Genomic DNA, 22636 nt, shown 5'->3' on the forward strand with positions numbered 1-22636 from the left:
CAAGAAAGGCGCTAGAATGTATAAGGCCGGGTCACCCTCCGCCTCCCGTTCAGCCGCTTCCGGCGCTGCCCTGGGAAACCGGGCATCCAGGCACGTTCCGCAGCGGACGTGCATCGGATGCAGGAAAAGGGATGATCAAGGTGTTCTGCTGCGGCTGGTCCGTGTCAGCATGGAAGGCGTCAACGCCGTCCGTGTCGATGAGGACCGCCGAATGCCCGGAAGGGGTGCCTGGTTGCACCCCGACATGGCATGCCTGAAATTGGCAGTGAAACGTTCGGGCTTTCCACGGGCCTTTAGGGGTTCCGTGGGAATATCCGACGTTGAACGTTGGTTTAAGGCCCTTGGAGACGTTCCGACCGGGAACGGATCCAAAACCGTCCAACCTGAAAGCGGGTCAGAAATCTGATGGAAACCCGATGAGTACCCAGCGATGAGTACTTTGTTGTGCTCTGTGATGGGCGCCGCTGCAACTGCAGTGGAAGCCCGCAGCAAATAGACGGTTCGTGCCTGGCTCGGTGCGGACCGAGACAGGAGAAATGTGGCCAAGGTCCGCGTACACGAGCTTGCTAAAGAGCTCGGCATTACCTCGAAGGATGCAGTTGCAAAGCTGCAGGAACTGGGCGAATTCGTCCGTTCCGCCTCTTCCACCATTGAGGCCCCGGTAGTCAAGAAACTTCGGGGCGCCTTCCCGGCGTCCAACACCAACGCTTCCGCTTCCACAGCGGGAGAGTCCAAGCCTGCAGCCGGCGCTCCCTCGCCCCGGCCCGCAGCATCCGCTCCCAAGCCCGGTGCGGCCCGGCCGGCAGCGCCTGCGGAACAGCCGGCTCCGGCTGCTCCGGCTCAGGCAGCTCCCGCCCCGGCGGCACCCGCACCCGCACCCGCAGCTCCTGCCCCGGCGGCTCCCGCCCCGGCAGCCCCTGCTGCGGAAACGCCTGCCGCCCCGGCTCCGGCCGCGGAATCGGCAGCCGCGGAGGCAGATTCCGCGAAGCCGTCCACCTCTTCGGCTCCCCGTCCCGGTGCTCCGCGCCCCGGTGCCGGTGGTCCCCGTCCGGGCAACAACCCCTTTGCAACTTCCCAGGGCATGCCGCGTCCCCGCGGCCGCGGGGAAGGCGACCGGGGCCAGGGCGCGCCGCGTCCGGGCAACAACCCGTTCGCTACCTCCCAGGGCATGCCGCGTCCGGGCGGACGCCGCGATGAGGCTGAACGTCCCGGCACGCCGGGTCCGGCAGGTCCCCGTCCCGCAGCCGGTGCCGGCGGACCCCGTCCGGGTGCTCCGCGCCCCGGGGCTCCCCGTCCGGGCGCACCGCGTCCGGGAGCTCCCCGTCCGGGCGCACCACGTCCGGCAGGCGCCGGCGGCGCACGCCCGACACCGGGCATGATGCCCAACCGCACCGAGCGTCCGGCAGCTCCGGGCCGTCCCGGTGCCGGTGGCGGACCCCGCCGCGGACCGGGCGGAGCCCCGGGTACCGGTGGCGGCGCACCTGTCGGCGGCGGTTTCGGCAAGGGCGGCCGCGGACGCGGCGGCACTGCCGGTGCTTTCGGTAAGGGCGGCGCAGGCCGTGGAAAGCAGCGCAAGTCGAAGCGGGCGAAGCGGCAGGAACTGGAGCAGATGTCAGCTCCGTCGCTGGGTGGCGTTTCGGTTCCCCGCGGCGACGGCAACACTGTTGTGCGCCTGCGCCGCGGCGCGTCCATCACGGACTTCGCCGACAAGATTGAGGCAAACCCGGCCGCACTGGTGACCGTGCTCTTCCACCTCGGTGAAATGGCAACGGCCACCCAGTCCCTGGATGAGGAGACCTTCGGTGTCCTTGGCGAGGAACTGGGCTACAAGATCCAGGTTGTTTCCCCCGAAGACGAAGAGCGCGAACTGCTGAGCAGCTTCGACATCGACTTCGAGGCCGAGCTGGAAGCCGAAGGCGACGACGAACTCGAAGCCCGTCCTCCGGTAGTCACCATCATGGGCCACGTTGACCACGGTAAGACCCGCCTGCTGGACGCCATCCGCAACTCGAATGTTGTTGAGGGTGAACACGGCGGCATTACCCAGCACATCGGTGCCTACCAGATCCCGTTCGAACACGAAGGCGTCGAGCGCGCCATCACGTTCATTGATACTCCGGGCCACGAGGCGTTCACCGCCATGCGTGCCCGTGGTGCCAAGGTCACCGACATCGCGGTCCTGGTTGTTGCCGCCGACGACGGCGTGATGCCGCAGACGGTGGAAGCACTGAACCACGCACAGGCGGCCGACGTGCCGATCGTCGTGGCCGTGAACAAGATCGATAAGGAAGGCGCCAACCCGGAGAAGGTCCGCGGACAGCTGACCGAATACGGCCTGGTTCCCGAAGAATACGGTGGCGACACCATGTTCGTGGAGGTATCTGCCCGGCAGAACCTCAACATTGACGCCCTGCTCGAAGCAGTGCTGCTCACCGCAGACGCTGCCCTGGACATGCGCGCCAACCCGAACAAGGACGCCCGCGGTATCGCGATCGAAGCCAACCTGGACAAGGGCCGCGGTGCGGTGGCAACCGTGCTGGTCCAGTCCGGAACGCTGAAGGTCGGCGACACCATCGTGGCGGGTACGGCCCACGGCCGTGTCCGTGCCATGTTCGACGAGAACGGCGACAACGTCACCGAAGCCGGGCCCTCGCGTCCGGTCCAGGTGCTTGGCCTGTCCAACGTTCCCCGCGCCGGCGACACGTTCTTCGTCACCGATGACGAGCGCACCGCCCGCCAGATCGCTGAAAAGCGTGAGGCAGCGGACCGCAACGCGGCTCTGGCCAAGCGCCGCAAGCGCATCAGCCTCGAGGACTTCGATCAGGCCGTCGCCGACGGCAAGGTTGACACCCTTAACCTCATCCTCAAGGGTGACGTTTCCGGTGCCGTGGAAGCCCTGGAAGACTCGCTGCTCAAGATCGACGTCGGCGAAGGCGTGCAGCTGCGCGTCATCCACCGCGGCGTCGGTGCCATCACGCAAAACGACGTCAACCTGGCGACGGTGGACAACGCCGTCATCATCGGCTTCAACGTCAAGCCGGCCGAGCGCGTTGCCGACCTGGCAGAGCGCGAAGGCGTGGACATGCGCTTCTACTCCGTCATCTACGCCGCAATCGATGACATTGAGCTTGCACTGAAGGGCATGCTCAAGCCCGAGTACGAGGAAGTCCAGCTCGGCACCGCCGAGGTCCGCGAAGTCTTCCGTTCCTCCAAGTTCGGAAACATCGCCGGCTCGATCGTCCGTTCCGGTGTCATCCGACGCAACGCCAAGGCACGGGTCACCCGCGACGGCAAGCTCATCGGTGAGAACCTCTCCGTGGATTCGCTCAAGCGGTTCAAGGACGACGCCACCGAGGTCCGCACGGACTTCGAATGTGGTATCGGCCTGGGCTCGTTCAACGACCTGCGCGAAGGCGACATCATCGAGACCTTCGAAATGCGCGAGAAGCCCCGCGTCTAATCCGAGGCCGCAGGCCGCCGGTACATCCGGCGGCCTGCGGATACTTGTTTCCAGTCTTAGTTAGGAGAGGTAATGGCAGATCCAGCACGCGCTGCGAAACTCGCTGACCGTATCAAGGTAGTAGTTGCCCAGGCGCTTGAACGGCGGATCAAGGATCCCCGGCTGGGATTCGTGACCATCACCGATGCACGGGTTACCAATGACCTGCAGCACGCCACGTTGTACTACACGGTCTTCGGCGACGAGGAACAGCAGGCAGATACCAAGGCCGCCCTGGAATCCGCACGCGGGATCCTGCGTGCCGAGGTGGGCAAGAACATCACCGTCCGCCTGACTCCCACGCTTGAATTCGTTGCCGACGAGATTCCGGTCAACGCCGGACACCTCGAGGAACTGATCCGGGCGGCCAAACAGCGCGACGCCGAACTGGCCGCGCTGAAGGAAGGCGCCAGCTACGCAGGCGACGCCGATCCGTACCGCAAGGATGACGACGAGGACTTCGACGAAGACCTCGACGGCGCCGATGAGCCGGCGAATTCCGACGCCAAGTAGCAAAAGCGGCAGCTGAACGCTGACGAAAAAAGGAAGCGGTTCCCTCCGGAGCCGCTTCCTTTTTTACTGCCGGTGCGGTTTTTGCCCCCGATCGGGGCCAGACGGGAAGCACATCCACCGGTGTGTAGAGCGTGGAGCCGGATTGCAGGTTTCCGAACTGGGACTGGGCTGCATGGGCTTCAGCCAAAGCTACGGCCCGGGCGGGACCAGGGAAGAGGCCATCACGCTGATCCGCACCGCGGTGGACCGCGGCGTGACCTTCTTTGATACCGCCGAGGTGTACGGACCGTTCAGCAATGAGCAACTGGTGGGTGAAGCACTCGCACCGGTCCGGGACAACGTGGCCATCGCGACCAAATTCGGGTTTGCCTTCGACGGCGCCGGCCGTCAGATCGGGCTGGACAGCCATCCGCGTCACATCCGGGAAGCAGCCGAGGGGTCCCTGCGCCGTCTGGGCGTGGAAACCATTGACCTGTACTACCAGCACCGGGTGGAGCCGGCCGTACCCATCGAAGAGGTCGCCGGCGCGGTGCAGGAGCTCGTCAGCGAAGGCAAAGTGAAGCACTTTGGCCTGTCCGAAGCCTCCGCCGCGACCATCCGGGCCGCCCACGCCGTCCAACCGGTCACAGCAGTGCATAGCGAATATTCACTGTGGTGGCGGCAGCCCGAAACGACGGTCCTTCCCACGCTCAGGGAACTCGGCATCGGTTTTGTCCCCTTCAGCCCGCTGGGCAAAGGCTTCCTCACCGGAAAAATCGACGCGTCCACCACCTTCGCCGGCGACGACATCCGTACGAGCATCCCGCGGTTCACCCGCGAAGCGCGGGAGGCGAACCAAGCCGTCGTGGACCTGCTGGGCCGGATGGCACGCCAGAAGGACGCCAACCCCGCCGAAATTGCGCTGGCATGGCTGCTGGCGCAGGAACCGTGGATTGTGCCCATCCCCGGCACCCGGAAACTCGAGCGGCTGGAAGAAAACCTGGAGGCATGCACGGTGGAACTGACACCGGCGGACCTCGCAGAGATCAACGAGGCCGCGGCGCAGATCCCCATCGAGGGCGCACGGTATCCGGAGGCCCTGGAAAAGCTCATCGACAAATAGCCTCAGCCCGCAGCAGAGGGAAGCCGTCCCAGGCCTTCGACAAGTCCGCCCCGGTCCCCGCACAGGGCGATCCGGATCCAGCCCTCCCCGATGGAGCCGAACGCGGTGCCCGGCGCAACGGCCACTCCCTGCTCCTCGAGGAACCGGACCGTCCAGTCCCGGACGTTCCCGCCGGAGGCATGGGACACATCGGCCCAGAGATAGAAGGCGCCCTGGGCCGGAAGATACGGAATGCCCTTTTCCGCCAGCACCGCGCAGGCGGCGTCCCGGTTCGCCCGGTAATGCGCCGCGGCGTCGGCGACGTACTGCTGGGGGCCGGTGAGGGCCGCCAGTGCGGCGTACTGCGAGGGCGTGGCCACACAGGAAACGATGGACTCCATCACGGTGTTCAGCACCGGTTCCAGGCCGGCCGGAAGGATCAGGGCGCCGATCCGCAGCCCGGTCAGGCCGTAGGTCTTGGAGAGCGTCAGGGAAGTGATGACGCGTTCCCCGCCGGCGCCGTCGAACATCAGCGGACTGACGTGGGGGACGTCGAAGGTGAAGGCCTCGTAGCATTCGTCGGAAATGATCCACAGATCATGCCGGCGGGCCAGATCCACCAGCTGTTCCGTCAACTCCGGACTGAACACGGCCCCCAGCGGATTGGACGGCGAATTCAGCAGCAGCACCCGCGTGCGCGGGGTCAGCAGGTCCTCGATGTCGGCGATGCGCGGCTGGAAGCCGTGCTCGGGATACAGCGGATACTCCACCGGAACAGCGTGCAGCAGCTTCGCCGTCATCGCAAAAGTGGGGTACCCGGGATTCGGCACCAGGATCTCATCCCCGGCATCCAGGAGCAGGCTCATGGCCAGGTGCAGCCCCTGCTGCGCTCCGGAGGTCACGAACACGCGGTCCTCCGTGATGTCCAGCCCGGTTCCTTCGCTTGCCCGGCGGGCGAAGGCGCTGCGCAGGGGAGCGATGCCCGCATTGGGGGTGTAGCCCGTTTCATCCCGGTCCAATGTGGCCCGCGCCGCGTCGAGGATGTGCTCCGGCGTGGGGAAACCCGGTTCGCCGATGCTGAGGATAATGGAATCCGGCTTCGCCCAGGCGGCCTGGGTGATCTCCCTGATCTGGTTGGCGGGAACGTTGCGGACGTGCGGTGAAAGCTGAGCCATATCCGAATGTTAGCGGCAGGGGACGACGGCGGTGGCCCCGGGGGCAGCGCGCCGCAACATATACTGAAAGGCGTGAATTCAGGGCAGGTCCGTTCAGGACTGATTATTGTGGACAAGCCGCAGGGATGGACGAGCCACGACGTGGTCGGACGCCTGCGGAGGCTGGCGGGAACCCGGAAGGTCGGGCATGCGGGCACCCTGGATCCCATGGCCACCGGTGTACTGGTGGTCGGCATCAACAAGGCCACGCGCCTGCTGACCTATATTGTCGGCACCACCAAGACCTACGAGGCCACCATCCGGCTGGGCCAGTCGACCGTCACCGACGACGCCGAGGGCGAAGTCACGGCCGAAACCATTGCCGCCGCCGTCACCGATGAGGAGATCCGCGCCGCAGTGGCGGACCTCACCGGCGACATCCAGCAGGTCCCCAGCAGCGTCAGCGCGATCAAGGTCAACGGTGAACGTTCCTATGCGAAGGTCCGCGCCGGCGGCGAGGTAAGCCTGCCCGCGCGGCCGGTCACCGTCTCCCGGTTCGAAATCCATGACATCCGCCGCGAGAGCGGCGGTAAGCTGCGCGACGTCGACGTCACAGTGGACTGCTCCTCCGGGACCTACATCCGTGCCCTGGCGCGGGACCTCGGAGCTTCACTGGGCGTCGGCGGGCACCTGACCGCGCTGCGCCGGACCTGCGTGGGGCCGTTCAGCCTGGATCAGGCCTCCACCCTTGAGGAGCTGGCCGAAGACCTGCGGGTCCTGGACCTGGATGCCGCCGCCGCCGACCTTTTCCCGGTACGCAGCCTTTCCGCCGCCGAAGCGGAGGACCTTTCACACGGCCGCAGGATCCCCGCCACCGACGGCGGGCAGCCCGGGCCGGTGGCAGCAATCGACCCTGAGGGGCACGTGGTGGGACTGCTGGAGGACAAGGGCGGGCAGGCCAAAGCACTGCTGGTCTTCACCCCCGGAAACGAGAAAGCGTAAATGGCCGTGGATCCGCTGTTCCTTGTCGGCTCCCTGGTCTGCCTGGTGTCCGTGGTGCTGTGCCTCGGCGCCGCCGCCCTCAAGCAGGGCCCCAACGACCTCACCATCCTCTCCGCCGCCGCCGTGGAACTGTTCCTGCTCGTCTACGGCGCCGCCTCCCTGTTCCGCCTTGCCGGAGGACAGGGAATCGCCGGAGCCGACTGGGAATTCTGGGGCTATCTGCTGACGGCGCTGGTCATTCCCATCGGCGCTGTCTGGTGGTCCCTCATGGACCGGAGCCGGTGGAGCAACATTGTGCTTTCCGCCGTGGGGATCACCGTATTTGTCATGCTGTTCCGGATGGAACAGATCTGGGACGGAGCAAACCTTCTATGAACCGCAGCATCAACTCCAACGACGCCGGGGCGCAGGACGCGCCTCCGCCGGCAGGCCGCAACGCGGGCCCCGGCCGGCTGCTGGTAGCGGTCTATGCAATCTTCGCGCTGGCAGCGACCGCCCGGGCCGCGTTCCAGATCCTCACCAAGTTCGAGCACGCACCGCTGGCGTACCTGCTCTCAGCCTTCGCCGCCGTGGTCTACATTGTCGCCACCGTCGGCCTGGCCCGGTCCGGCGCCGCCGCTTACCGGATGTCCCTGGCGGCAGTGGGCGTGGAAATGGTCGGCGTCCTGGCGGTCGGAATCTTCGGACTGATTGACCCCGGCGCCCTGCCCGACGACACGGTCTGGTCCGGCTTCGGCAGCGGATACGGCTATGTGCCGCTGGTCCTGCCGATGATCGGGCTGTGGTGGTTGTACCGGCACCGTGCGGACGCCCGCCGGTAAATAAGTATGCTTAGCTGTTTCGCGCACCCGCGTGAGACTATGGCAGGAACACGTACCGTTCCCACTCCGTCAAGGGAGAGCCATGAGCAACACAGCACCGACACCGGCTGACCGGAACAGCCCTTCGGGCTCCGAGACGCCCCAGGCGCAGACGCCGCGGACGGCGGGGACGCCGTCGCCGAATGCGGCGGCACCCGCGGCCCGCACCGCTACGGACGGGCAGCCCGGCAGGAAGCAGGGCAAGCCCCGGAAATCCGCGAAGGAGTCCAAGCCGGCCAAGCCGTACAAAAGCAGCGACGACTGGGGCGTCTTCCGGGCCGTCGTCATCGGCGTAGGCATCCTGGTGGCAGGCTTCGGGCTGTATAACCTCGTCACCGGCACCGCAGGGCTTCCGGACGTCTCCGGGGGAGAGGTCAATCCCACCCTCGAAAGCCAGTACCGGTTCTTCGCCGCCATGATGGTCGGCGTAGGTGCCGCCTTCGTGGCCATCGCCGTGAAGTTCCAGTGGGCGAACATGCTGTGGCTGGTCTGCCTGATGGTCTTCCTGGGCGGCATCGGCCGGGTGCTCTCCTGGGCGTTCTCCGGAACGCCGCACTTCACCTTCATTGTGCTGATGATCGTTGAGCTTGCCTTCCCTCCGGCGCTGCTGGTCTGGCACCGGTTCATTGCCAAGACCTCGGACCTGCGCCGGGAGTTCAGCGGGCAGGCAGACGGAGGCACCGGCGGTCCCGGGATTGCGGGCGGTTCCCGGTAAGCGGCGCCCATCGGACATAATGGATAGGTCCCGGCGCGGCGGAAGCCGCCCGGGAGCCTGGACCTGCCGATCAACCGGCACTGGAAAATGCTGCTAAGGAGCCTGTGTGTACTACTGGAATGACCTGGCGGACATCCCTGCCGATATCGGTCCGACAGTAATCACCATCGGCAACTTCGACGGGGTGCACCTGGGACACCAGCACGTGCTTAACCGGCTGGTGAAAGTTGCGCGGACCCAGGATGCGGCCGCCGTCGCCATTTCCTTCGATCCCCACCCTGCGCAGGTGCACCGCCCCGAAAGCGCCCCAGAACTGATCATGGGCACTATGGACCGCGTGCAGGCGCTGGCCGATACCGGGCTGGACGGCCTGCTGATGATGCACTACACGCTGGACCTGGCTGCCCTGACCGCGGAGGAGTTCGTGCGCCGGGTCCTCGTGGACGCCCTGCATGTGCGTACCGTTGTCATTGGCCACGATGTACGGTTCGGCCGCGGCAACGCCGGGGACCTGGACACCATGCGCCGCCTTGGCCGCGAACTGGGATTCGACGTCGAGGCCGTGGATGACTTCGGCGCTCTTCCGGACGGTCCCGCCTCCGGACGGCGTTGCTCGTCCACCTGGATCCGGGAGGCGCTGCGTGAGGGCGACGTCCGCACCGCCGCCCGCCTGCTCGGACGCACCCACCGCATGCGGGGGGAAGTGGTGCACGGCGCGGCACGCGGACGGGAACTCGGATTTCCCACGGCAAACCTGGCACCGGAATCCTCCGGCCTCATTCCGGCTGACGGCATCTATGCCGGCTGGCTGGTGGACGAAGCCGGCACCCGGTGGCCCGCCGCCGTGTCCGTGGGATCCAATCCGACCTTCGAGGGCGTGAGGCGGCAGGTGGAGGCACACGTGATCGACCGCCCGGAAGAGGAAGTCGGCGACTTCAACCTGTACGGCCAGCACGTGATCGTCGAGTTTGTGGACCGGCTGCGGGGCATGGTGGCCTACACGGGCCCCGAAGCACTGGTGGACCAGATGCGGCTCGACGTCGAACGCACCCGCAAGGTCCTTTCGACAGAAAGCGGCGCGGGCAGGTAAACTGGATTCAAATTCGGCTGCGGTCCGTGGCGGCTGAATTTCTTTATGTTCCGGGGATTCACGTCCCGGGGCAGAAAGATTCCCGGCAGCGAAGTGCTGACTCGGGCCTCACGGCACAACTCTAGGAGTTACATTGGCACTCGATCCCGCCGTCAAGCAGGAAATCATTCGGGAATTCGCTCGGGCCGAAGGGGACACCGGTTCCCCCGAGGTTCAGGTTGCTGTGCTGTCACGGCGCATCCTCGACCTGACCGAGCACCTGAAGACCCACAAGCATGACCACCACACCCGCCGCGGCCTGATGGCCCTGGTTGGTCGCCGTCGTCGCATGCTTACCTACCTGCGCGAGACCGACATCGCCCGCTACCGTGCGCTCATCGAGCGCCTCGGCCTGCGTCGATAGTCTTTGTGGAAGGCGGCACCTGTGCATTGCACGGGGAGCCGCCTTTTGCGCAGGCAGGCATGGACACCGGGAAAGCCGGAAGCGCACCTGTCTGATTTCGGTCTCCGCGCCAGAGGGCCGGCACAAGGTAGTTCAGCAGTAAAAGAAGCACAGCAGTAAAGAAGCACACACCACAGGAGTCAGCCAGCATCGCAGCATTCGCGGTCCTCGGTAGTGGTCTCCGGGAGAATCTGCCCGAGGACCTCGATCGAAGACCGGGTGTTGAACGTACGGCCCGTGCCGCACGGAAATGAAATTCGAAACGGTGCTGGGTGCCTCCGCCCACAGAAGAAACGGAGGTGACTCTCATATGGAGGGTCCCGAAATTCAGTTCTCAGAAGCCGTCATTGACAACGGCAAATACGGCAAGCGCGTCATCCGGTTCGAAACCGGCCGCCTTGCCCAGCAGGCAGCCGGTTCCGCGATGGTCTACATCGACGAAGACACCGCGCTGCTCTCGGCCACGTCCGCCGGCAAGTCCCCGCGTGAAGGCTTCGACTTCTTCCCGCTGACCGTGGACGTCGAGGAGCGCATGTACGCTGCCGGCCGCATCCCGGGCTCGTTCTTCCGCCGCGAAGGCCGCCCGTCCACCGAAGCCATCCTGGCCTGCCGCCTGATGGACCGCCCGCTGCGCCCCGCCTTCGTCAAGGGCCTGCGCAACGAGGTCCAGATCGTGGTCACCGTCCTGGCGATCAACCCGGACGTCCTCTACGACGTGGTGGCTATCAACGCTTCCTCCATGTCCACCCAGCTGAGCGGCCTGCCGTTCTCCGGCCCGATCGGCGGCGTCCGCGTTGCCCTGGTCGACGGTCAGTGGGTTGCCTTCCCCAAGCACTCCGAGCTGGAGCGCGCAGTCTTCTCCATGGTGGTTGCCGGCCGCATTGCCGGTGACGACGTCGCCATCATGATGGTCGAGGCCGAAGCCACCGACAACGCCTGGAACCTCATCAAGGACGAGGGCGCCACCGCCCCGACCGAAGAGATCGTTGCCGAGGGCCTGGAAGCGGCAAAGCCGTTCATCAAGGTCCTGTGCGACGCCCAGTCGGACCTGGCCGCACGCGCCGCCAAGCCCACCGTCGAGTTCCCGATCTTCCTGGACTACCAGGATGACGTGTACGAGGCCGTTGAAGCCGCCGCCGCTGACAAGCTGGCCCAGGTCTTCTCCATCGCCGACAAGCAGGAGCGCGACGCCGCCGCCGATGTCCTCAAGGACGAAGTCAAGGCTGAGCTGTCCGAGAAGTTCGAAGGCCGCGAAGGCGAAATCTCCGCTGCCTTCCGTTCCGTCACCAAGCAGGTTGTGCGCCAGCGCATCCTCAAGGAGCAGGTACGCATCGACGGCCGCGGCTTGACGGACATCCGCCAGCTGACCGCCGAGGTTGAGGTTCTGCCCCGCGTGCACGGCTCGGCCATCTTCGAGCGCGGCGAAACCCAGATCCTGGGCGTCACCACGCTGAACATGCTGAAGATGGAACAGCAGATCGATTCGCTGTCCCCGGTAACGCGCAAGCGCTACATGCACAACTACAACTTCCCGCCGTACTCCACCGGTGAGACCGGCCGCGTGGGTTCGCCCAAGCGCCGCGAAATCGGCCACGGTGCCCTCGCCGAGCGCGCCCTGGTTCCGGTGCTGCCCTCGCGCGAAGAATTCCCGTACGCCATCCGCCAGGTCTCCGAAGCCCTGAGCTCCAACGGTTCCACCTCCATGGGTTCGGTCTGCGCCTCGACGCTGTCCATGCTCAATGCAGGCGTGCCGCTGCGCGCTCCGGTTGCCGGCATCGCCATGGGCCTGGTTTCCGACCAGGTTGACGGCGAAACCCGCTACGCAGCCCTGACCGATATCCTCGGCGCCGAAGATGCCTTCGGCGACATGGACTTCAAGGTTGCCGGTACCTCCGAGTTCGTCACGGCCATCCAGCTGGACACCAAGCTCGACGGCATCCCCGCCTCGGTGCTGGCAGCAGCACTGAAGCAGGCCCGCGAAGCCCGCCTGCACATCCTCGACGTGATGCAGGCAGCGATCGACGCACCGGACGAGCTCTCCGAGTTCGCCCCGCGCATCATCTCGGTCAAGATCCCCGTGGATAAGATCGGCGAGGTCATCGGCCCGAAGGGCAAGATGATCAACCAGATCCAGGAGGACACCGGCGCTGACATCTCCATCGAAGATGACGGCACCGTCCTCATCGGCGCAACCGACGGCGGCTCCGCCGAGGCTGCCCGCTCGGCGATCAACGCGATCGCCAACCCGCAGGTCCCCGAGATCGGCGAGCGTTACCTCGGGACGGTAGTCAAGACCACCACCTTCGGTGCCTTCGTCTCCCTGACCCCGGGCAAGGACGGCCTGCTGCACATCTCCGAGCTGCGCAAGCTGGCCGGCGGCAAGCGCGTGGACAACGTCGACGACGTCGTCTCCGTGGGCCAGAAGGTCCAGGTGGAAATCACCAAGATCGATGACCGCGGAAAGCTTTCGCTCTCCCCGGTGGTTGCTGAAGACGCCGAAGGCGAAGAAGCAGCAGAGACCGAGTCTGCAGAGTAAATGCCGGACTACTCCGATGGAAACCGTTCCGTGTCCTCTTCCTCACCGAAGGGACACGGGACGGTTGTCCAGCTTCCGCTGACCACCCTTTCCTCCGACCCCACCCTGGTTGTCGGCACCCCGGGAGGCGCCGTGGTGCGCCGTTCGGTGCTGCCCGGCGGCGTCCGGGTCCTGACGGAGGAAATGCCCGGCCAGCGCAGCACGGCCATCGGATTCTGGGTTGGTGTCGGCTCGCGGGATGAAGCCGCGGGCCGGCACGGCTCCACCCACTTCCTTGAGCACCTGCTGTTCAAGGGCACCAGCCGCCGTTCGGCGCTGGACATCGCCTCGGCCTTTGACGAGGTGGGCGGCGAGTCCAATGCGGCCACCGCCAAGGAAAGCACCTGCTACTACGCACGCGTGCTGGACACCGACCTTCCGATGGCCATTGACGTCATCACCGACATGGTCACGTCCGCCGTCCTGGATCCGGAGGAACTGGAACAGGAACGCGACGTCATCCTCGAAGAGATCGCCATGGACAATGACGATCCTGCCGATCTCTGCCACGAAAAGTTTTCCGAGGCGGTCCTCGGCGACCACGCCCTCGGCCGTCCCATCGGCGGCACCCCCGATGCCATCCGCAGCGTCTCCCGCGAAGCCGTCCTGGACCACTACCGGCGCTACTACCGCCCGGAGGAGCTGGTGGTCACCGCCGCCGGGGGATTGGACCACGAAGAGGTCTGCGCACTGGTGCTGCAGGCCCTGCAGACCGCCGGCTGGGAGCTGGACCCCGCCGCAACGCCCGCGCCCCGCCGCGACACCGCACCGGCGGTCATTTCCGGGACCGCCGGAGTGCAGGTCATCAACCGTCCGGTCGAACAGGCCAACATCGTGATGGGCTGCCAGTCGCTGACCGCCACCGATGACCGGCGTTTTGCCATGAGCGTGCTCAACACCATCCTGGGCGGCGGCATGTCCTCGCGCCTGTTCCAGGAGATCCGTGAGAAGCGCGGACTTGTGTACTCCACCTACTCCTTCTCGGCGTCGTACGCCGACGCCGGATACTTCGGCATGTACGCGGGCTGCTCGCCGGCCAAGACCCGCCAGGTCATCGACCTGATGGGCAGCGAACTCGAGCGCCTGGCCGCCGACGGCGTGGAGCCGGCCGAGCTGGCCAAGGCGCTGGGCCAGATCTCAGGGGGGATGGTCCTCGGGCTGGAGGACTCAGGTTCGCGGATGTCCCGGCTCGGCCGGGCCGAACTGGTCAGCGGCGAGTTCATTGACATCGACGAGTCCCTGCGGCGGATCCATTCCGTCACGGCCGAACAGGTGCAGGAGCTGGCGGCTGAATTGGCTGCCGCGCCCCGCACCATCACCGTGGTGGGCCCGTTCGAATCAGCGGCGGAACTGGGTTTCTAGACCATAGAAAAAGGCCCGCCCGGGACATTGTCCCGGGCGGGCCTTTTTCTGCCTCCAGTGCAGGCCGGGCTAGCCGCCGGCGAACGGCGGCAGGATGTCGACAACGTCGTCCGGCTGCAGCAGCAGCGCCGGATTGCGTGCTGCAGTCTCGTTCACCAGGAAGGTGCTGCGCGCAATCACCGCGGCCAGGGACGGAACCCCGCCACCCGGAGCCGGATACCGAACGGCGAGTTTTTCCGTCAGTTCAGCCAGCGTCAGCGGCCCCTCGTCCAGGTGTTCTTCTTCTGTGCCGGCTGCTGCCTTCGCAGCGCCGAAGTATCGGATCAGCACTTAGCCGCCTATCGCGCTCATGGTTCGGTCGGGCTGGACGTAGTCGGCGTCGCCGAGCCCGGTATGGCCCATTCCGTGGGCCTTGGGCTTGCCCCACATGGCTTCCTGCCAGCGGCGGACAACGGCGTCATCGTCCACCCCGCTGCGCAGCAGTGCCAGCAGGTCCGTCTCGTCGTGGGAGAAGAGGCAGCTGCGGACCTTGCCCTCGGCCGTGATCCGGGTGCGGACGCACTCGGCGCAGAAGGGCTCGGTGACGGAGGCAATGATGCCGACCGTTCCGACAACCGTTGACGGATCGGCGTTCCGGCGCACTTCCCAGCGCTGGGCGGGGGCCCCGTTCCGCTCCCGCGGATCAGGCGTGAGGACGAAATCCCGCTCCAGCAGCGAGCGCATTTCCTCGGCGGTGATCATGCCGTCCCGCGTCCAGCCGTGGTCCGCGTCCAGCGGCATCTGTTCGATGAACCGCAGTTCGAAGCCGCGGCTGACGGCCCACTCCAGCAGGTCCGGGGCCTCGGCGTCGTTGATGCCGCGCATCAGCACGGCGTTGATCTTGACCAGGCCCAGGCCGACGCGCGCTGCTTCCTCGACTCCGCGCAGCACCCGGTCCAGGAACGGGCGGCGGGTGAGCTGGGCAAAGGTGTCCGGGTGCAGGGAGTCCAGGGACACGTTGATGCGGGTCAGGCCCGCGTCCTTGAGTGCCTGGGCCTTCTTGTCCAGGCCCAGGCCGTTGGTGGTGAGCGAAATCGGCAGGTCCGGGTGGTTCGCCCGGATGCCCGCAATAATGTCCACAAGGTCCGCACGGACCAGCGGCTCCCCGCCGGTCAGGCGGAGCTCCCGCACGCCCAGCCGGTCCACTCCGAGCCGGACAAGGCGGATGATTTCGTCCCGCGCGAGCACCTTGTCCCGGGCGAGCCAATCCAGCCCCTCTGCGGGCATGCAGTAGGTGCAGCGAAGGTTGCATTTGTCCGTCAGGGACAAACGCATGTCAGTGGCACGCCGGCCGTACCGGTCCAGGAGTCCGTCAGCCGGAGCAAGCGCGTGCGCGGACGCGGGCGGGGGCACCGGTGACGAGCCGCCGTCCGCCCGGGCGGACGGAGCGCTGATGTCTGATGTACTGGGGGAAGGGCTGATTACAGGCATTCCCAGCTGTGTTCCCATCCCTCGAGGTTACGCCCTTTCACAGTTAGGCTCTATAAATGCGCTTTGTCCACCGGGCCTCCCGGGCCCTGGCAGCGTGCACCGTGACCATTCTCACTGCCGCTACGGCGGCGTGCACGTCCCCCGGCACCGCCGACGGCGGCGGTGCGGCCGGGATCACGGTCTTCGCTGCCTCCTCCCTCACGGATGTGGTGGAAGACCTTGATGCTGCGTACGACGGCGGCGGCCGCCTGCGGATCAACGTAGGCTCCAGCAGCCAGCTCGTCGCGCAGCTGGAGTCCGGTGCGGAAGCAGATGTCATCATTACCGCCGACCTCGAGGCGCTGGAACCCCTGCGGGAGGACCTCGACCAGGAGAAGGTGCTGGCCAGCAACCGCCTGGTGCTTGCCCTGGCCGACGGCAACCCAGCGGGGATCGAAGTGTTACGCGATGTTACGGCCGAGGGTGTCCGCGCCGCGCTGTGCGCCCCCTCGGTGCCCTGCGGCCGGGCTGCGGGGCGGGTCCTTGCGGCAGCCGGCATGTCCCTTTCCTCACCGAGCCTGGAGGACAGCGTCCGTTCCGTGTTGACCAAGGTCTCCAGCGGGCAGGCCGACGCCGGATTTGTTTACCAAACCGATGCCCTGGCTGCCGCACCCTCCGGCATCACCTATCTGCCGCTGGATGATCCCGAGCCCAACAGATACCCGGCGGCGCTGACCGCGCAGGGTGCCGGCAACGCTGACGCAGCGGCGTTCTATGCATGGCTCACCGGGCCGGAAGCGGCAGCCATCCTCGCCGAAGCCGGGTTCGGCCCTGCCGGCCCGGAAACCGGCACGGAAACCAGACCGACGGGCAGCACCCCGGAGGGCACCGATGCTCCGTAAGACACCCCGGACGGGCGGCGCCCCCGGGTCTCCGTCAGCCATGAGCAGGGAAGCACGTGCCACCACACCCGGCTGGCTGTGGGTTCCGGCCGGACTAGCGCTGCTGCTGAGCGCCGGACCCGTGGCCGCCCTGCTGCTCAATGTCCCCTGGACCTCATTGCCGGAGCTGCTGGGGACGGACGCCGCCCGCACGGCACTGGGCCTGTCCCTGGCCACCTCCGCCGGGTCCACGCTGCTCTGTGTCCTCCTGGGACTGCCGCTGGCCGTGCTGCTGAGCAAGCTGGAAGGCCCCTGGATCCAGCTGATGCGGGGAATCCTGCTGATCCCGCTGGTGCTCTCACCGGTGGTCTCCGGCATTGCCCTGCTGTACTTCTGGGGCCGGGAAGGAATTGCCGGGAAGCTGCTCGATACGGTGGGCGTGGATGTGGGGTACTCGCCCGCGGCCGTCGTCATTGTCCAGGTATTCGTTTCCCTGCCGTTTTTCGTGGTCGCCTCGCTGAACAGCCTGTCCGCAGTGGACCGTGACCTCGAAATGGCCGCCGCGACCTCCGGGGCCGGTCCCACAGCGATCCTGAGGCATATCACCCTGCCGCTCGCGCTTCCGGGCATTGTGGCCGGGACCCTCCTGGCCTTCGCCCGTTCGCTGGGCGAATACGGAGCCACCATCACGTTTGCGGGAAGCATCGAGGGCAGCACCAGGACCCTTCCGCTGCAGATCGAACTGAGCCTGAATTCCAACCAGCCCCAGGCCGCCCTGGGCATCTGCCTGCTGCTCATTGCCCTGTACCTGATGGTCCTGCTGCTGGCCCGGGCCGCCACCGGACGGTTGCTGCCGCGATGAGCAGCCGCGACCAGTCAGCGCGTCCGCCGGCCGGGGGACCCCGCCCTCCGGCCCGGCGGTGGTCCGCCGCCGCCGGGTTGGTGGCGGCCGGCCTGGGCGTTGCCGCCGGTGAGCTGCTGGCCGCGATTGTCAGCCCCTCGCTTTCCCCGGTGTCGGGGGTCGGATCGGTGGTCATCGATGCCGTTCCCGGACCGGTCAAGGATGCGGCAATCGGCCTGTTCGGAACGGCGGACAAGGCAGCGCTGCTGGTGGGCATGGGGCTGGTCATTGCCCTCGCCGCCGTGGCCGCAGGCCTTCTGGAGCTGCGCCGTCCGCCGTCCGGCGCCGTGGTCCTGGGACTGTTCGGGGCGGCCGGGCTGGCAGCCGTCTTCTCCCGGCAGCAGTTCTCCCTCCTGGCCGTCCTGCCGCCGCTGGCGGCCGCCGTCGTCGCCGTCATGGTCCTCCGCGCCCTCATCGCCCGGATCCGGGACCTCGGTGCGGCGCAGACCAACGACGACGCCGCGGTGCGGCGGCGCACGGTGCTGACCTCCGTGGGCGGGGGAGCGGTGGTGGCCGTGCTCGGCGCCGCCCTGGCCGGCATTGCCCGCGGCGGGCAGGTGGGCGTCACCGCCCTGCGCGAAACGGTGCGGCTGCCGGTGCCTTCCCGGCGGGCGGCACCCATACCCGCCGGAGCCGAGCTGGCCGTCGACGGGCTCGGACCGCTGGTAACGCCCGCCGCGGACTTCTACCGGATCGACACGGCGCTGAGCGTGCCGCTCATCGATCCGTCCGACTGGCGGCTGCGGGTCACCGGCATGGTGGAACACGAAGTGGAACTGAGCTACGCGGACCTGCTTGCCGCCCCGCTGCAGGAAAGCTACGTCACCCTCGCCTGTGTTTCCAACGAGGTGGGCGGTGACCTGATCGGCAACGCCAAGTGGCTGGGCATGCCCGTCCGGGACCTGCTGGCCCGGGCAGGGGTCCGGCCCGGCGCGGACATGGTCCTTTCCACCAGCCGGGACGGCTGGAGTGCTTCCACTCCTCTGGAAGCGCTCACCGATGACCGCGACTCCCTCCTGGCCGTGGGCATGAACGGGGAACCCCTGCCGCTGGAACACGGATTTCCCGTCCGCCTGGTGGTGCCCGGACTCTACGGATATGTATCCGCGACCAAATGGGTCACCGAGCTGCGGGTCACCCGGTTTGCGGACGAGACCGCGTACTGGACGGACCGGGGGTGGGGTGAGCGCGGCCCGGTCAAGCTTTCCTCGCGCATCGATGTGCCCGGACGGGCGCCCGCCGCGGCAGGCACCGTCACAGTGGCCGGGGTGGCATGGGCACAGCACACCGGCATCAGCGCGGTGCAGGTGCGCGTGGACGACGGCGGCTGGCAGGATGCGGAGCTGGCGCCGGGCATCTCGGCCGACACCTGGCGGCAGTACCGGCTCGGGGTCGAGCTGGCACCCGGGGAGCACGACATTACCGTCCGGGCAGTAGACGCCAACGGCGTCCGCCAGGCGGAAGAAAAACGGCCGGTGCTTCCCGACGGTGCCACCGGACTGCATACAATTCGGGTGACCGCGGCGTGAAGTCCGCCTTCCGGTCCCGCCCATCCACGTCCCCAGGAGGAACATGTCCGCACAACCTGCCCCGGAGGGCACCCCGGCACGGGCCTCCGATGCTTCCCCTGCCGCGCGGCGGGAGGTAGCGGCGCACCGTGCCGCCGTAGAGGACCTCCTCCGGAGCTGGTTCCAGGCTCATCCGCCGGCAAGCGAAACCGTTGCCCTCACTGCGGCAGCCGGCCGGCTCCTCGCAGCCGGGGTGGAGGCGCCGGGGAACCTGCCGCCCTTCACCAACTCGCAGATGGACGGATACGCGGTCCGCACTGCCGACCTGGCCGCCGCCGGCGCAGCTCAGGACACCGGCAGGGTGCGCCTCACCGCCGCCGCGCCCATCCCCGCGGGTTCCGCGCCGCCGCCCCTGCTGCCTGGAACGGCGGCCCCCGTCATGACAGGGGCCATGCTGCCCGAGGGCGCCGACGCCGTGGTGCCGATCGAAGCCTGCATCCCCGACTCGTTCCTTCCGGCCGCCGGTGCCGGAGGCACCGTGGCGGTCCCCGCCGAAACGCCAGCAGGACAGTATGTCCGCCGTGCGGGCAGTGATATCGCCGCCGGCACCCCCGCCCTGCCCGCCGGGTCCGTCTTGGGTCCGCTGCAGCTGGGACTGCTGGCCGCCCTCGGCCTGGACCGCGTCACGGTCCAGGCAAGGCCGCGGGTGTTGCTGCTGACCACCGGAGACGAGGTCGTGGAACCGGGCCGGCCGCTGGAGCCGGGCCAGATCCACGATGCCAACACCACCCTGCTCCGGAGCTCGCTCCAGGACGCCGGCGCAGAGGTGCTCCGGTCCCGGATCCTCGCGGATTCCCCGCAGGACTTCCTGGCCCGGCTGCACGACGATCTCGCCGCGGATCCGCCGGACCTGATCCTCTCTTCGGGAGGCATCAGCAAGGGCGCCTACGAGGTGGTGCGCCAGGGACTCGCCGCGCAGGACGTCGCGTTCGTGTCCGTCGCCATGCAGCCGGGCGGCCCGCAGGGCATCGGCACCGTGGAAGGCATCCCGTTCCTGGGGTTCCCCGGCAACCCGGTCAGCTCGCTGGTGTCCTTCGAGATGTTCCTCCGGCCGGCACTTTCGGCTGTCACCGGCACGCCCCGGCCCCGGATCGAGGTCCAGGCCCGCCTCACTGCGCCGCTGGGCAGCCCCGCCGGCAAACACCAGGTCCGCCGGGGACGCTATACCGCCGGCACGGTGGAGCCCGTGGGCGGACCGGAATCCCATCTGCTGCATGCGCTGGCCTCCTCCAACGCGCTGATCCCCGTGCCCGTGGGCACCGAGCACCTCGAGGCGGGCGCGGAAGTGACAGTATTACTACTGGAATAACCCCAACCGCCTCCTGCCCGGATGCGTGCCCCGAAAGGACCCTCCCGTGAGCGCCGAACCCGAAGACCTCCACCCCGCCGGACTGACCCACGTCCGCGAGGACGGCTCAGCGCACATGGTGGACGTCTCCGCCAAGACCGAAACCACGCGCCAGGCCACCGCGCAGGCCGTGCTGCGCAGCACGGCCGAGGTGGTCCGTCTGATCGCCGACGGCGGCCTGCCGAAGGGCGATGCGCTGGCCGTGGCACGGGTGGCCGGAATCATGGCCGCGAAGCAGACCTCCAACCTCATCCCGCTGTGCCATCCGCTGCCGCTGACAAAGGTCACCGTGGACTTCACCCCCCGCGAAGGCGACGTCCTCGTCGAGGCTACGGTGAAGACCAAGGCACTGACCGGCGTCGAAATGGAAGCGCTGACCGCCGCGTCGGTCGCCGCCCTGACGCTCTACGACATGATCAAGGCCGTGGACAAGCACGCCGGCATCACCGACATCATGGTGCTCGCCAAGTCCGGCGGCAAGAGCGGGGACTGGGCGCTGTGAGCGATCCTTCCCCCCGGCGGACGGCCGGGGTCCTGATCGCCTCCACCCGTGCCGCTGCCGGTACGTACCAGGACGAATGCGGGCCGCTCATCGCGGACTGGCTGTACGCCCTGGGATTCGACATTGTGCTGGCCGAAGTGGTGCCCGACGGTGTGGAGGTTGCCGCGTCGCTGCAGCGCATCCTGGCCCTGGAACCGTCGGTGCTGCTGACCAGCGGGGGCACCGGGCTGAGTCCGGACGACGTGACGCCGGAGTCCACTGAACCGCTCCTGGACCGCCAGGTGCCCGGGATCATGGAAGCCCTGCGCGCCAAGGGAATGGCGTCCACGCCCATGGCTGCCATCAGCCGCGGGTTCGCCGGCACCGCGGGCAAGACGTTCGTGGTCAACCTGCCCGGCTCCCCGGGCGCCGTGGCGGACGGACTTGCCGTGCTTGAACCGATCATCGGCCACATCTGCGGCCAACTGGAAGGAAAACGTGAACACTAGCGAAGTCATCCTCGCCGCTGTCTCGGCGGAACCGCTGAGCAGCACCGAGGCCGAACGTGCCGCCTGGTCCCCGGACTGCGGTGCAGTGGTGCTGTTCAGCGGGATTGTACGCAACCACGACGACGGCAAGTCCGTGACTGCCCTCGGCTACAGCGCCCACCCCACGGCCGCAGCCGTGCTCAGCGAGGTGGCCGCCTCGATTGCGGCGAAGTACGACGGCGTCCGGATCTGGGTTGCACACCGCACCGGGGACCTGGACATCGGCGACGCCGCGCTCGTTGCCGCCGTCGCCTCGGCCCACCGCGGCACTGCCTTTGCCGCCTGCACCGAGTTGGTGGACACGGTCAAGGCGAACGTGCCGATTTGGAAAGAGCAGGGCTTCACGGACGGCAGCACCGAGTGGGTAGGCGTCAGTGACCGGCCCTGAGCCGGTAATCTGGAGCATATGAGCGAAAAACTTGCCGTAGCGGTCCTCGGTGCCGCAGGCCGCATGGGCTCCGAGGCCGTCGCTGCCGTCGAAGCCGCCGAAGACATGGAACTGGTGGCGGCACTGGGCCGGACCGATCCGCTGGAAACCCTGGTCTCCGCCGGGGCCCGGTACGTGGTGGACCTGACCGTGCCGGACAGCACCGAGGCGAACGTGCGCTTCGCGGTCGAGCACGGCATGCACGCCGTCGTGGGAACCACCGGCTGGGATGCGGAACGGCTGGCCCGGCTGGCGGACCTGCTGGACACAGCCCCGGGCACCGGTGTGCTTATTGCCCCCAACTTCGCGCTGGGATCGGTGCTGGCCACGGCTTTTGCGGCGAAGGCGTCCCGCTATTTCGAATCGGTGGAACTGATCGAACTGCACCACCCGGACAAGGTCGATGCCCCGTCCGGTACGGCGGTCCGGACCGCGCAGCTCATTGCGGCGGCACGTGCCGCCGCCGGCGTCGCAGCCTCACCGGACGCCACCGCAAAGGAGCTGGACGGTGCCCGCGGCGCAGAGGTGGACGGAGTGCACGTGCATTCCGTCCGGCTGCGCGGCCTGGTGGCCCACCAGGAAGTGCTGCTGGGCGGCCCCGGGGAGCAGCTGACCATCCGGCATGACTCCTTTGACCGCGCCTCTTTCATGCCCGGGGTCCTGCTGGGCCTGCGGCAGGTTGCCGAGCACCCCGGACTGACCGTCGGGCTCGACGGCTACCTCAACCTGAACGATTAAGG

General features: G+C 67.5%; 23 protein-coding genes. 20 read left to right on the forward strand and 3 right to left on the reverse strand.

What is annotated here, in order from left to right; translation table 11 throughout:
• The first annotated feature begins 16 nt into the window (after positions 1-16).
• The 4 genes from AC5RT8_RS07635 (at position 17) to AC5RT8_RS07650 (ending at position 5114) form a co-directional block, all read left to right on the forward strand.
• Positions 17-406, forward strand: a complete 390-nt coding sequence (locus AC5RT8_RS07635) for a YlxR family protein (protein ID WP_494095101.1) — start codon at positions 17-19, stop codon at positions 404-406.
• 132 nt (positions 407-538) lie between these two features.
• A complete protein-coding gene (gene infB, locus AC5RT8_RS07640) occupies positions 539-3460 on the forward strand; it encodes a translation initiation factor IF-2 (protein ID WP_494095102.1) in 2922 nt (973 codons plus the stop codon).
• Positions 3461-3532: 72 nt separating this feature from the next.
• Complete coding sequence (rbfA, locus tag AC5RT8_RS07645) at positions 3533-4012, forward strand: 30S ribosome-binding factor RbfA (protein ID WP_494095103.1); 480 nt, start codon at positions 3533-3535, stop codon at positions 4010-4012.
• Between the two features lie 142 nt (positions 4013-4154).
• The gene (locus AC5RT8_RS07650; RefSeq protein ID WP_494095104.1) at positions 4155-5114 is read left to right on the forward strand and encodes an aldo/keto reductase; all 960 of its coding nucleotides are present in this window, start codon (positions 4155-4157) and stop codon (positions 5112-5114) included.
• Positions 5115-5116: 2 nt separating this feature from the next.
• Here the strand turns inward: AC5RT8_RS07650 and AC5RT8_RS07655 are convergent, their stop codons facing one another.
• Entirely contained in the window at positions 5117-6268 is a 1152-nt protein-coding gene (locus tag AC5RT8_RS07655) for a pyridoxal phosphate-dependent aminotransferase (RefSeq protein WP_494095105.1), read from the reverse strand.
• A gap of 72 nt (positions 6269-6340) precedes the next feature.
• On the opposite strand from AC5RT8_RS07655, the gene truB reads away from it, so the two are divergent.
• The 8 genes from truB to AC5RT8_RS07695 all read left to right on the forward strand — a co-directional run bounded on the left by truB (position 6341) and on the right by AC5RT8_RS07695 (position 14293).
• On the forward strand, positions 6341-7249 hold the full coding sequence (gene truB, locus AC5RT8_RS07660) for a tRNA pseudouridine(55) synthase TruB (RefSeq protein ID WP_494095106.1): 909 nt from the start codon (positions 6341-6343) through the stop codon (positions 7247-7249).
• Positions 7250-7624 (forward strand): hypothetical protein, encoded by a 375-nt coding sequence (locus AC5RT8_RS07665; RefSeq protein WP_494095107.1) that lies wholly within the window; start codon positions 7250-7252, stop codon positions 7622-7624. It begins immediately after the preceding gene.
• Positions 7621-8070, forward strand: a complete 450-nt coding sequence (locus tag AC5RT8_RS07670; RefSeq protein WP_494095108.1) for a hypothetical protein — start codon at positions 7621-7623, stop codon at positions 8068-8070. The genes AC5RT8_RS07665 and AC5RT8_RS07670 overlap by 4 nt, the downstream gene beginning before the upstream one ends.
• Positions 8071-8152: 82 nt before the next feature.
• Positions 8153-8824 (forward strand): DUF4345 domain-containing protein, encoded by a 672-nt coding sequence (locus AC5RT8_RS07675; protein WP_494095109.1) that lies wholly within the window; start codon positions 8153-8155, stop codon positions 8822-8824.
• A gap of 106 nt (positions 8825-8930) precedes the next feature.
• Positions 8931-9914, forward strand: a complete 984-nt coding sequence (locus AC5RT8_RS07680) for a bifunctional riboflavin kinase/FAD synthetase (RefSeq protein WP_494095110.1) — start codon at positions 8931-8933, stop codon at positions 9912-9914.
• Positions 9915-10047: 133 nt separating this feature from the next.
• A complete protein-coding gene (gene rpsO / locus AC5RT8_RS07685; RefSeq protein ID WP_227913993.1) occupies positions 10048-10317 on the forward strand; it encodes a 30S ribosomal protein S15 in 270 nt (89 codons plus the stop codon).
• Positions 10318-10666: 349 nt separating this feature from the next.
• Positions 10667-12892, forward strand: a complete 2226-nt coding sequence (locus AC5RT8_RS07690; RefSeq protein WP_494095111.1) for a polyribonucleotide nucleotidyltransferase — start codon at positions 10667-10669, stop codon at positions 12890-12892.
• Complete coding sequence (locus AC5RT8_RS07695) at positions 12893-14293, forward strand: M16 family metallopeptidase (RefSeq protein ID WP_494095112.1); 1401 nt, start codon at positions 12893-12895, stop codon at positions 14291-14293.
• Between the two features lie 69 nt (positions 14294-14362).
• Here AC5RT8_RS07695 and AC5RT8_RS07700 read toward each other — a convergent pair whose 3' ends face one another.
• Positions 14363-14623 (reverse strand): MoaD/ThiS family protein, encoded by a 261-nt coding sequence (locus AC5RT8_RS07700; RefSeq protein ID WP_494095113.1) that lies wholly within the window; start codon positions 14621-14623, stop codon positions 14363-14365.
• Positions 14624-15781 (reverse strand): GTP 3',8-cyclase MoaA, encoded by a 1158-nt coding sequence (gene moaA, locus AC5RT8_RS07705; RefSeq protein ID WP_494095114.1) that lies wholly within the window; start codon positions 15779-15781, stop codon positions 14624-14626.
• A gap of 38 nt (positions 15782-15819) precedes the next feature.
• Here moaA and modA point away from each other — a divergent pair, with 38 nt between their 5' ends.
• The 8 genes from modA to dapB are packed head-to-tail and all read left to right on the forward strand — an operon-like array spanning position 15820 to position 22634.
• Positions 15820-16644: a molybdate ABC transporter substrate-binding protein gene (gene modA / locus AC5RT8_RS07710; protein ID WP_494095115.1), complete on the forward strand. Its 825-nt coding sequence runs from the start codon at positions 15820-15822 to the stop codon at positions 16642-16644.
• 40 nt (positions 16645-16684) lie between these two features.
• Positions 16685-17485: a molybdate ABC transporter permease subunit gene (modB, locus tag AC5RT8_RS07715; RefSeq protein WP_494095116.1), complete on the forward strand. Its 801-nt coding sequence runs from the start codon at positions 16685-16687 to the stop codon at positions 17483-17485.
• The gene (locus tag AC5RT8_RS07720; protein WP_494095117.1) at positions 17482-19053 is read left to right on the forward strand and encodes a molybdopterin-dependent oxidoreductase; all 1572 of its coding nucleotides are present in this window, start codon (positions 17482-17484) and stop codon (positions 19051-19053) included. Before modB ends, AC5RT8_RS07720 begins: the two co-directional genes overlap by 4 nt.
• Before the next feature lie 43 nt (positions 19054-19096).
• Positions 19097-20401 (forward strand): molybdopterin molybdotransferase MoeA, encoded by a 1305-nt coding sequence (locus AC5RT8_RS07725; RefSeq protein ID WP_494095118.1) that lies wholly within the window; start codon positions 19097-19099, stop codon positions 20399-20401.
• A gap of 46 nt (positions 20402-20447) precedes the next feature.
• Entirely contained in the window at positions 20448-20942 is a 495-nt protein-coding gene (gene moaC / locus AC5RT8_RS07730) for a cyclic pyranopterin monophosphate synthase MoaC (protein ID WP_494095119.1), read from the forward strand.
• Positions 20939-21430, forward strand: a complete 492-nt coding sequence (locus AC5RT8_RS07735) for a MogA/MoaB family molybdenum cofactor biosynthesis protein (protein ID WP_494095120.1) — start codon at positions 20939-20941, stop codon at positions 21428-21430. The genes moaC and AC5RT8_RS07735 overlap by 4 nt, the downstream gene beginning before the upstream one ends.
• Complete coding sequence (locus AC5RT8_RS07740; protein WP_494095121.1) at positions 21420-21857, forward strand: molybdenum cofactor biosynthesis protein MoaE; 438 nt, start codon at positions 21420-21422, stop codon at positions 21855-21857. The genes AC5RT8_RS07735 and AC5RT8_RS07740 overlap by 11 nt, the downstream gene beginning before the upstream one ends.
• Before the next feature lie 18 nt (positions 21858-21875).
• Entirely contained in the window at positions 21876-22634 is a 759-nt protein-coding gene (dapB, locus tag AC5RT8_RS07745) for a 4-hydroxy-tetrahydrodipicolinate reductase (RefSeq protein WP_494095122.1), read from the forward strand.
• The last annotated feature ends 2 nt before the right edge of the window (positions 22635-22636 follow it).

It is taken from the genome of Arthrobacter sp. Ms25, from assembly GCF_059090365.1.

What these genes read in the sequence shown, in the direction of transcription:
- AC5RT8_RS07635 (WP_494095101.1), top strand. Translation starts at nt 17, where the DNA reads ATGTATAAGGCCGGGTCACCCTCCGCCTCCCGTTCAGCCGCTTCCGGC.
- rbfA (WP_494095103.1), top strand. Translation starts at nt 3,533, where the DNA reads ATGGCAGATCCAGCACGCGCTGCGAAACTCGCTGACCGTATCAAGGTA.
- AC5RT8_RS07655 (WP_494095105.1), bottom strand. Translation starts at nt 6,268, where the DNA reads ATGGCTCAGCTTTCACCGCACGTCCGCAACGTTCCCGCCAACCAGATC.
- AC5RT8_RS07665 (WP_494095107.1), top strand. Translation starts at nt 7,250, where the DNA reads ATGGCCGTGGATCCGCTGTTCCTTGTCGGCTCCCTGGTCTGCCTGGTG.
- AC5RT8_RS07670 (WP_494095108.1), top strand. Translation starts at nt 7,621, where the DNA reads ATGAACCGCAGCATCAACTCCAACGACGCCGGGGCGCAGGACGCGCCT.
- AC5RT8_RS07675 (WP_494095109.1), top strand. Translation starts at nt 8,153, where the DNA reads ATGAGCAACACAGCACCGACACCGGCTGACCGGAACAGCCCTTCGGGC.
- AC5RT8_RS07690 (WP_494095111.1), top strand. Translation starts at nt 10,667, where the DNA reads ATGGAGGGTCCCGAAATTCAGTTCTCAGAAGCCGTCATTGACAACGGC.
- AC5RT8_RS07695 (WP_494095112.1), top strand. Translation starts at nt 12,893, where the DNA reads ATGCCGGACTACTCCGATGGAAACCGTTCCGTGTCCTCTTCCTCACCG.
- moaA (WP_494095114.1), bottom strand. Translation starts at nt 15,781, where the DNA reads ATGGGAACACAGCTGGGAATGCCTGTAATCAGCCCTTCCCCCAGTACA.
- modA (WP_494095115.1), top strand. Translation starts at nt 15,820, where the DNA reads ATGCGCTTTGTCCACCGGGCCTCCCGGGCCCTGGCAGCGTGCACCGTG.
- modB (WP_494095116.1), top strand. Translation starts at nt 16,685, where the DNA reads ATGAGCAGGGAAGCACGTGCCACCACACCCGGCTGGCTGTGGGTTCCG.
- AC5RT8_RS07720 (WP_494095117.1), top strand. Translation starts at nt 17,482, where the DNA reads ATGAGCAGCCGCGACCAGTCAGCGCGTCCGCCGGCCGGGGGACCCCGC.
- AC5RT8_RS07725 (WP_494095118.1), top strand. Translation starts at nt 19,097, where the DNA reads ATGTCCGCACAACCTGCCCCGGAGGGCACCCCGGCACGGGCCTCCGAT.
- dapB (WP_494095122.1), top strand. Translation starts at nt 21,876, where the DNA reads ATGAGCGAAAAACTTGCCGTAGCGGTCCTCGGTGCCGCAGGCCGCATG.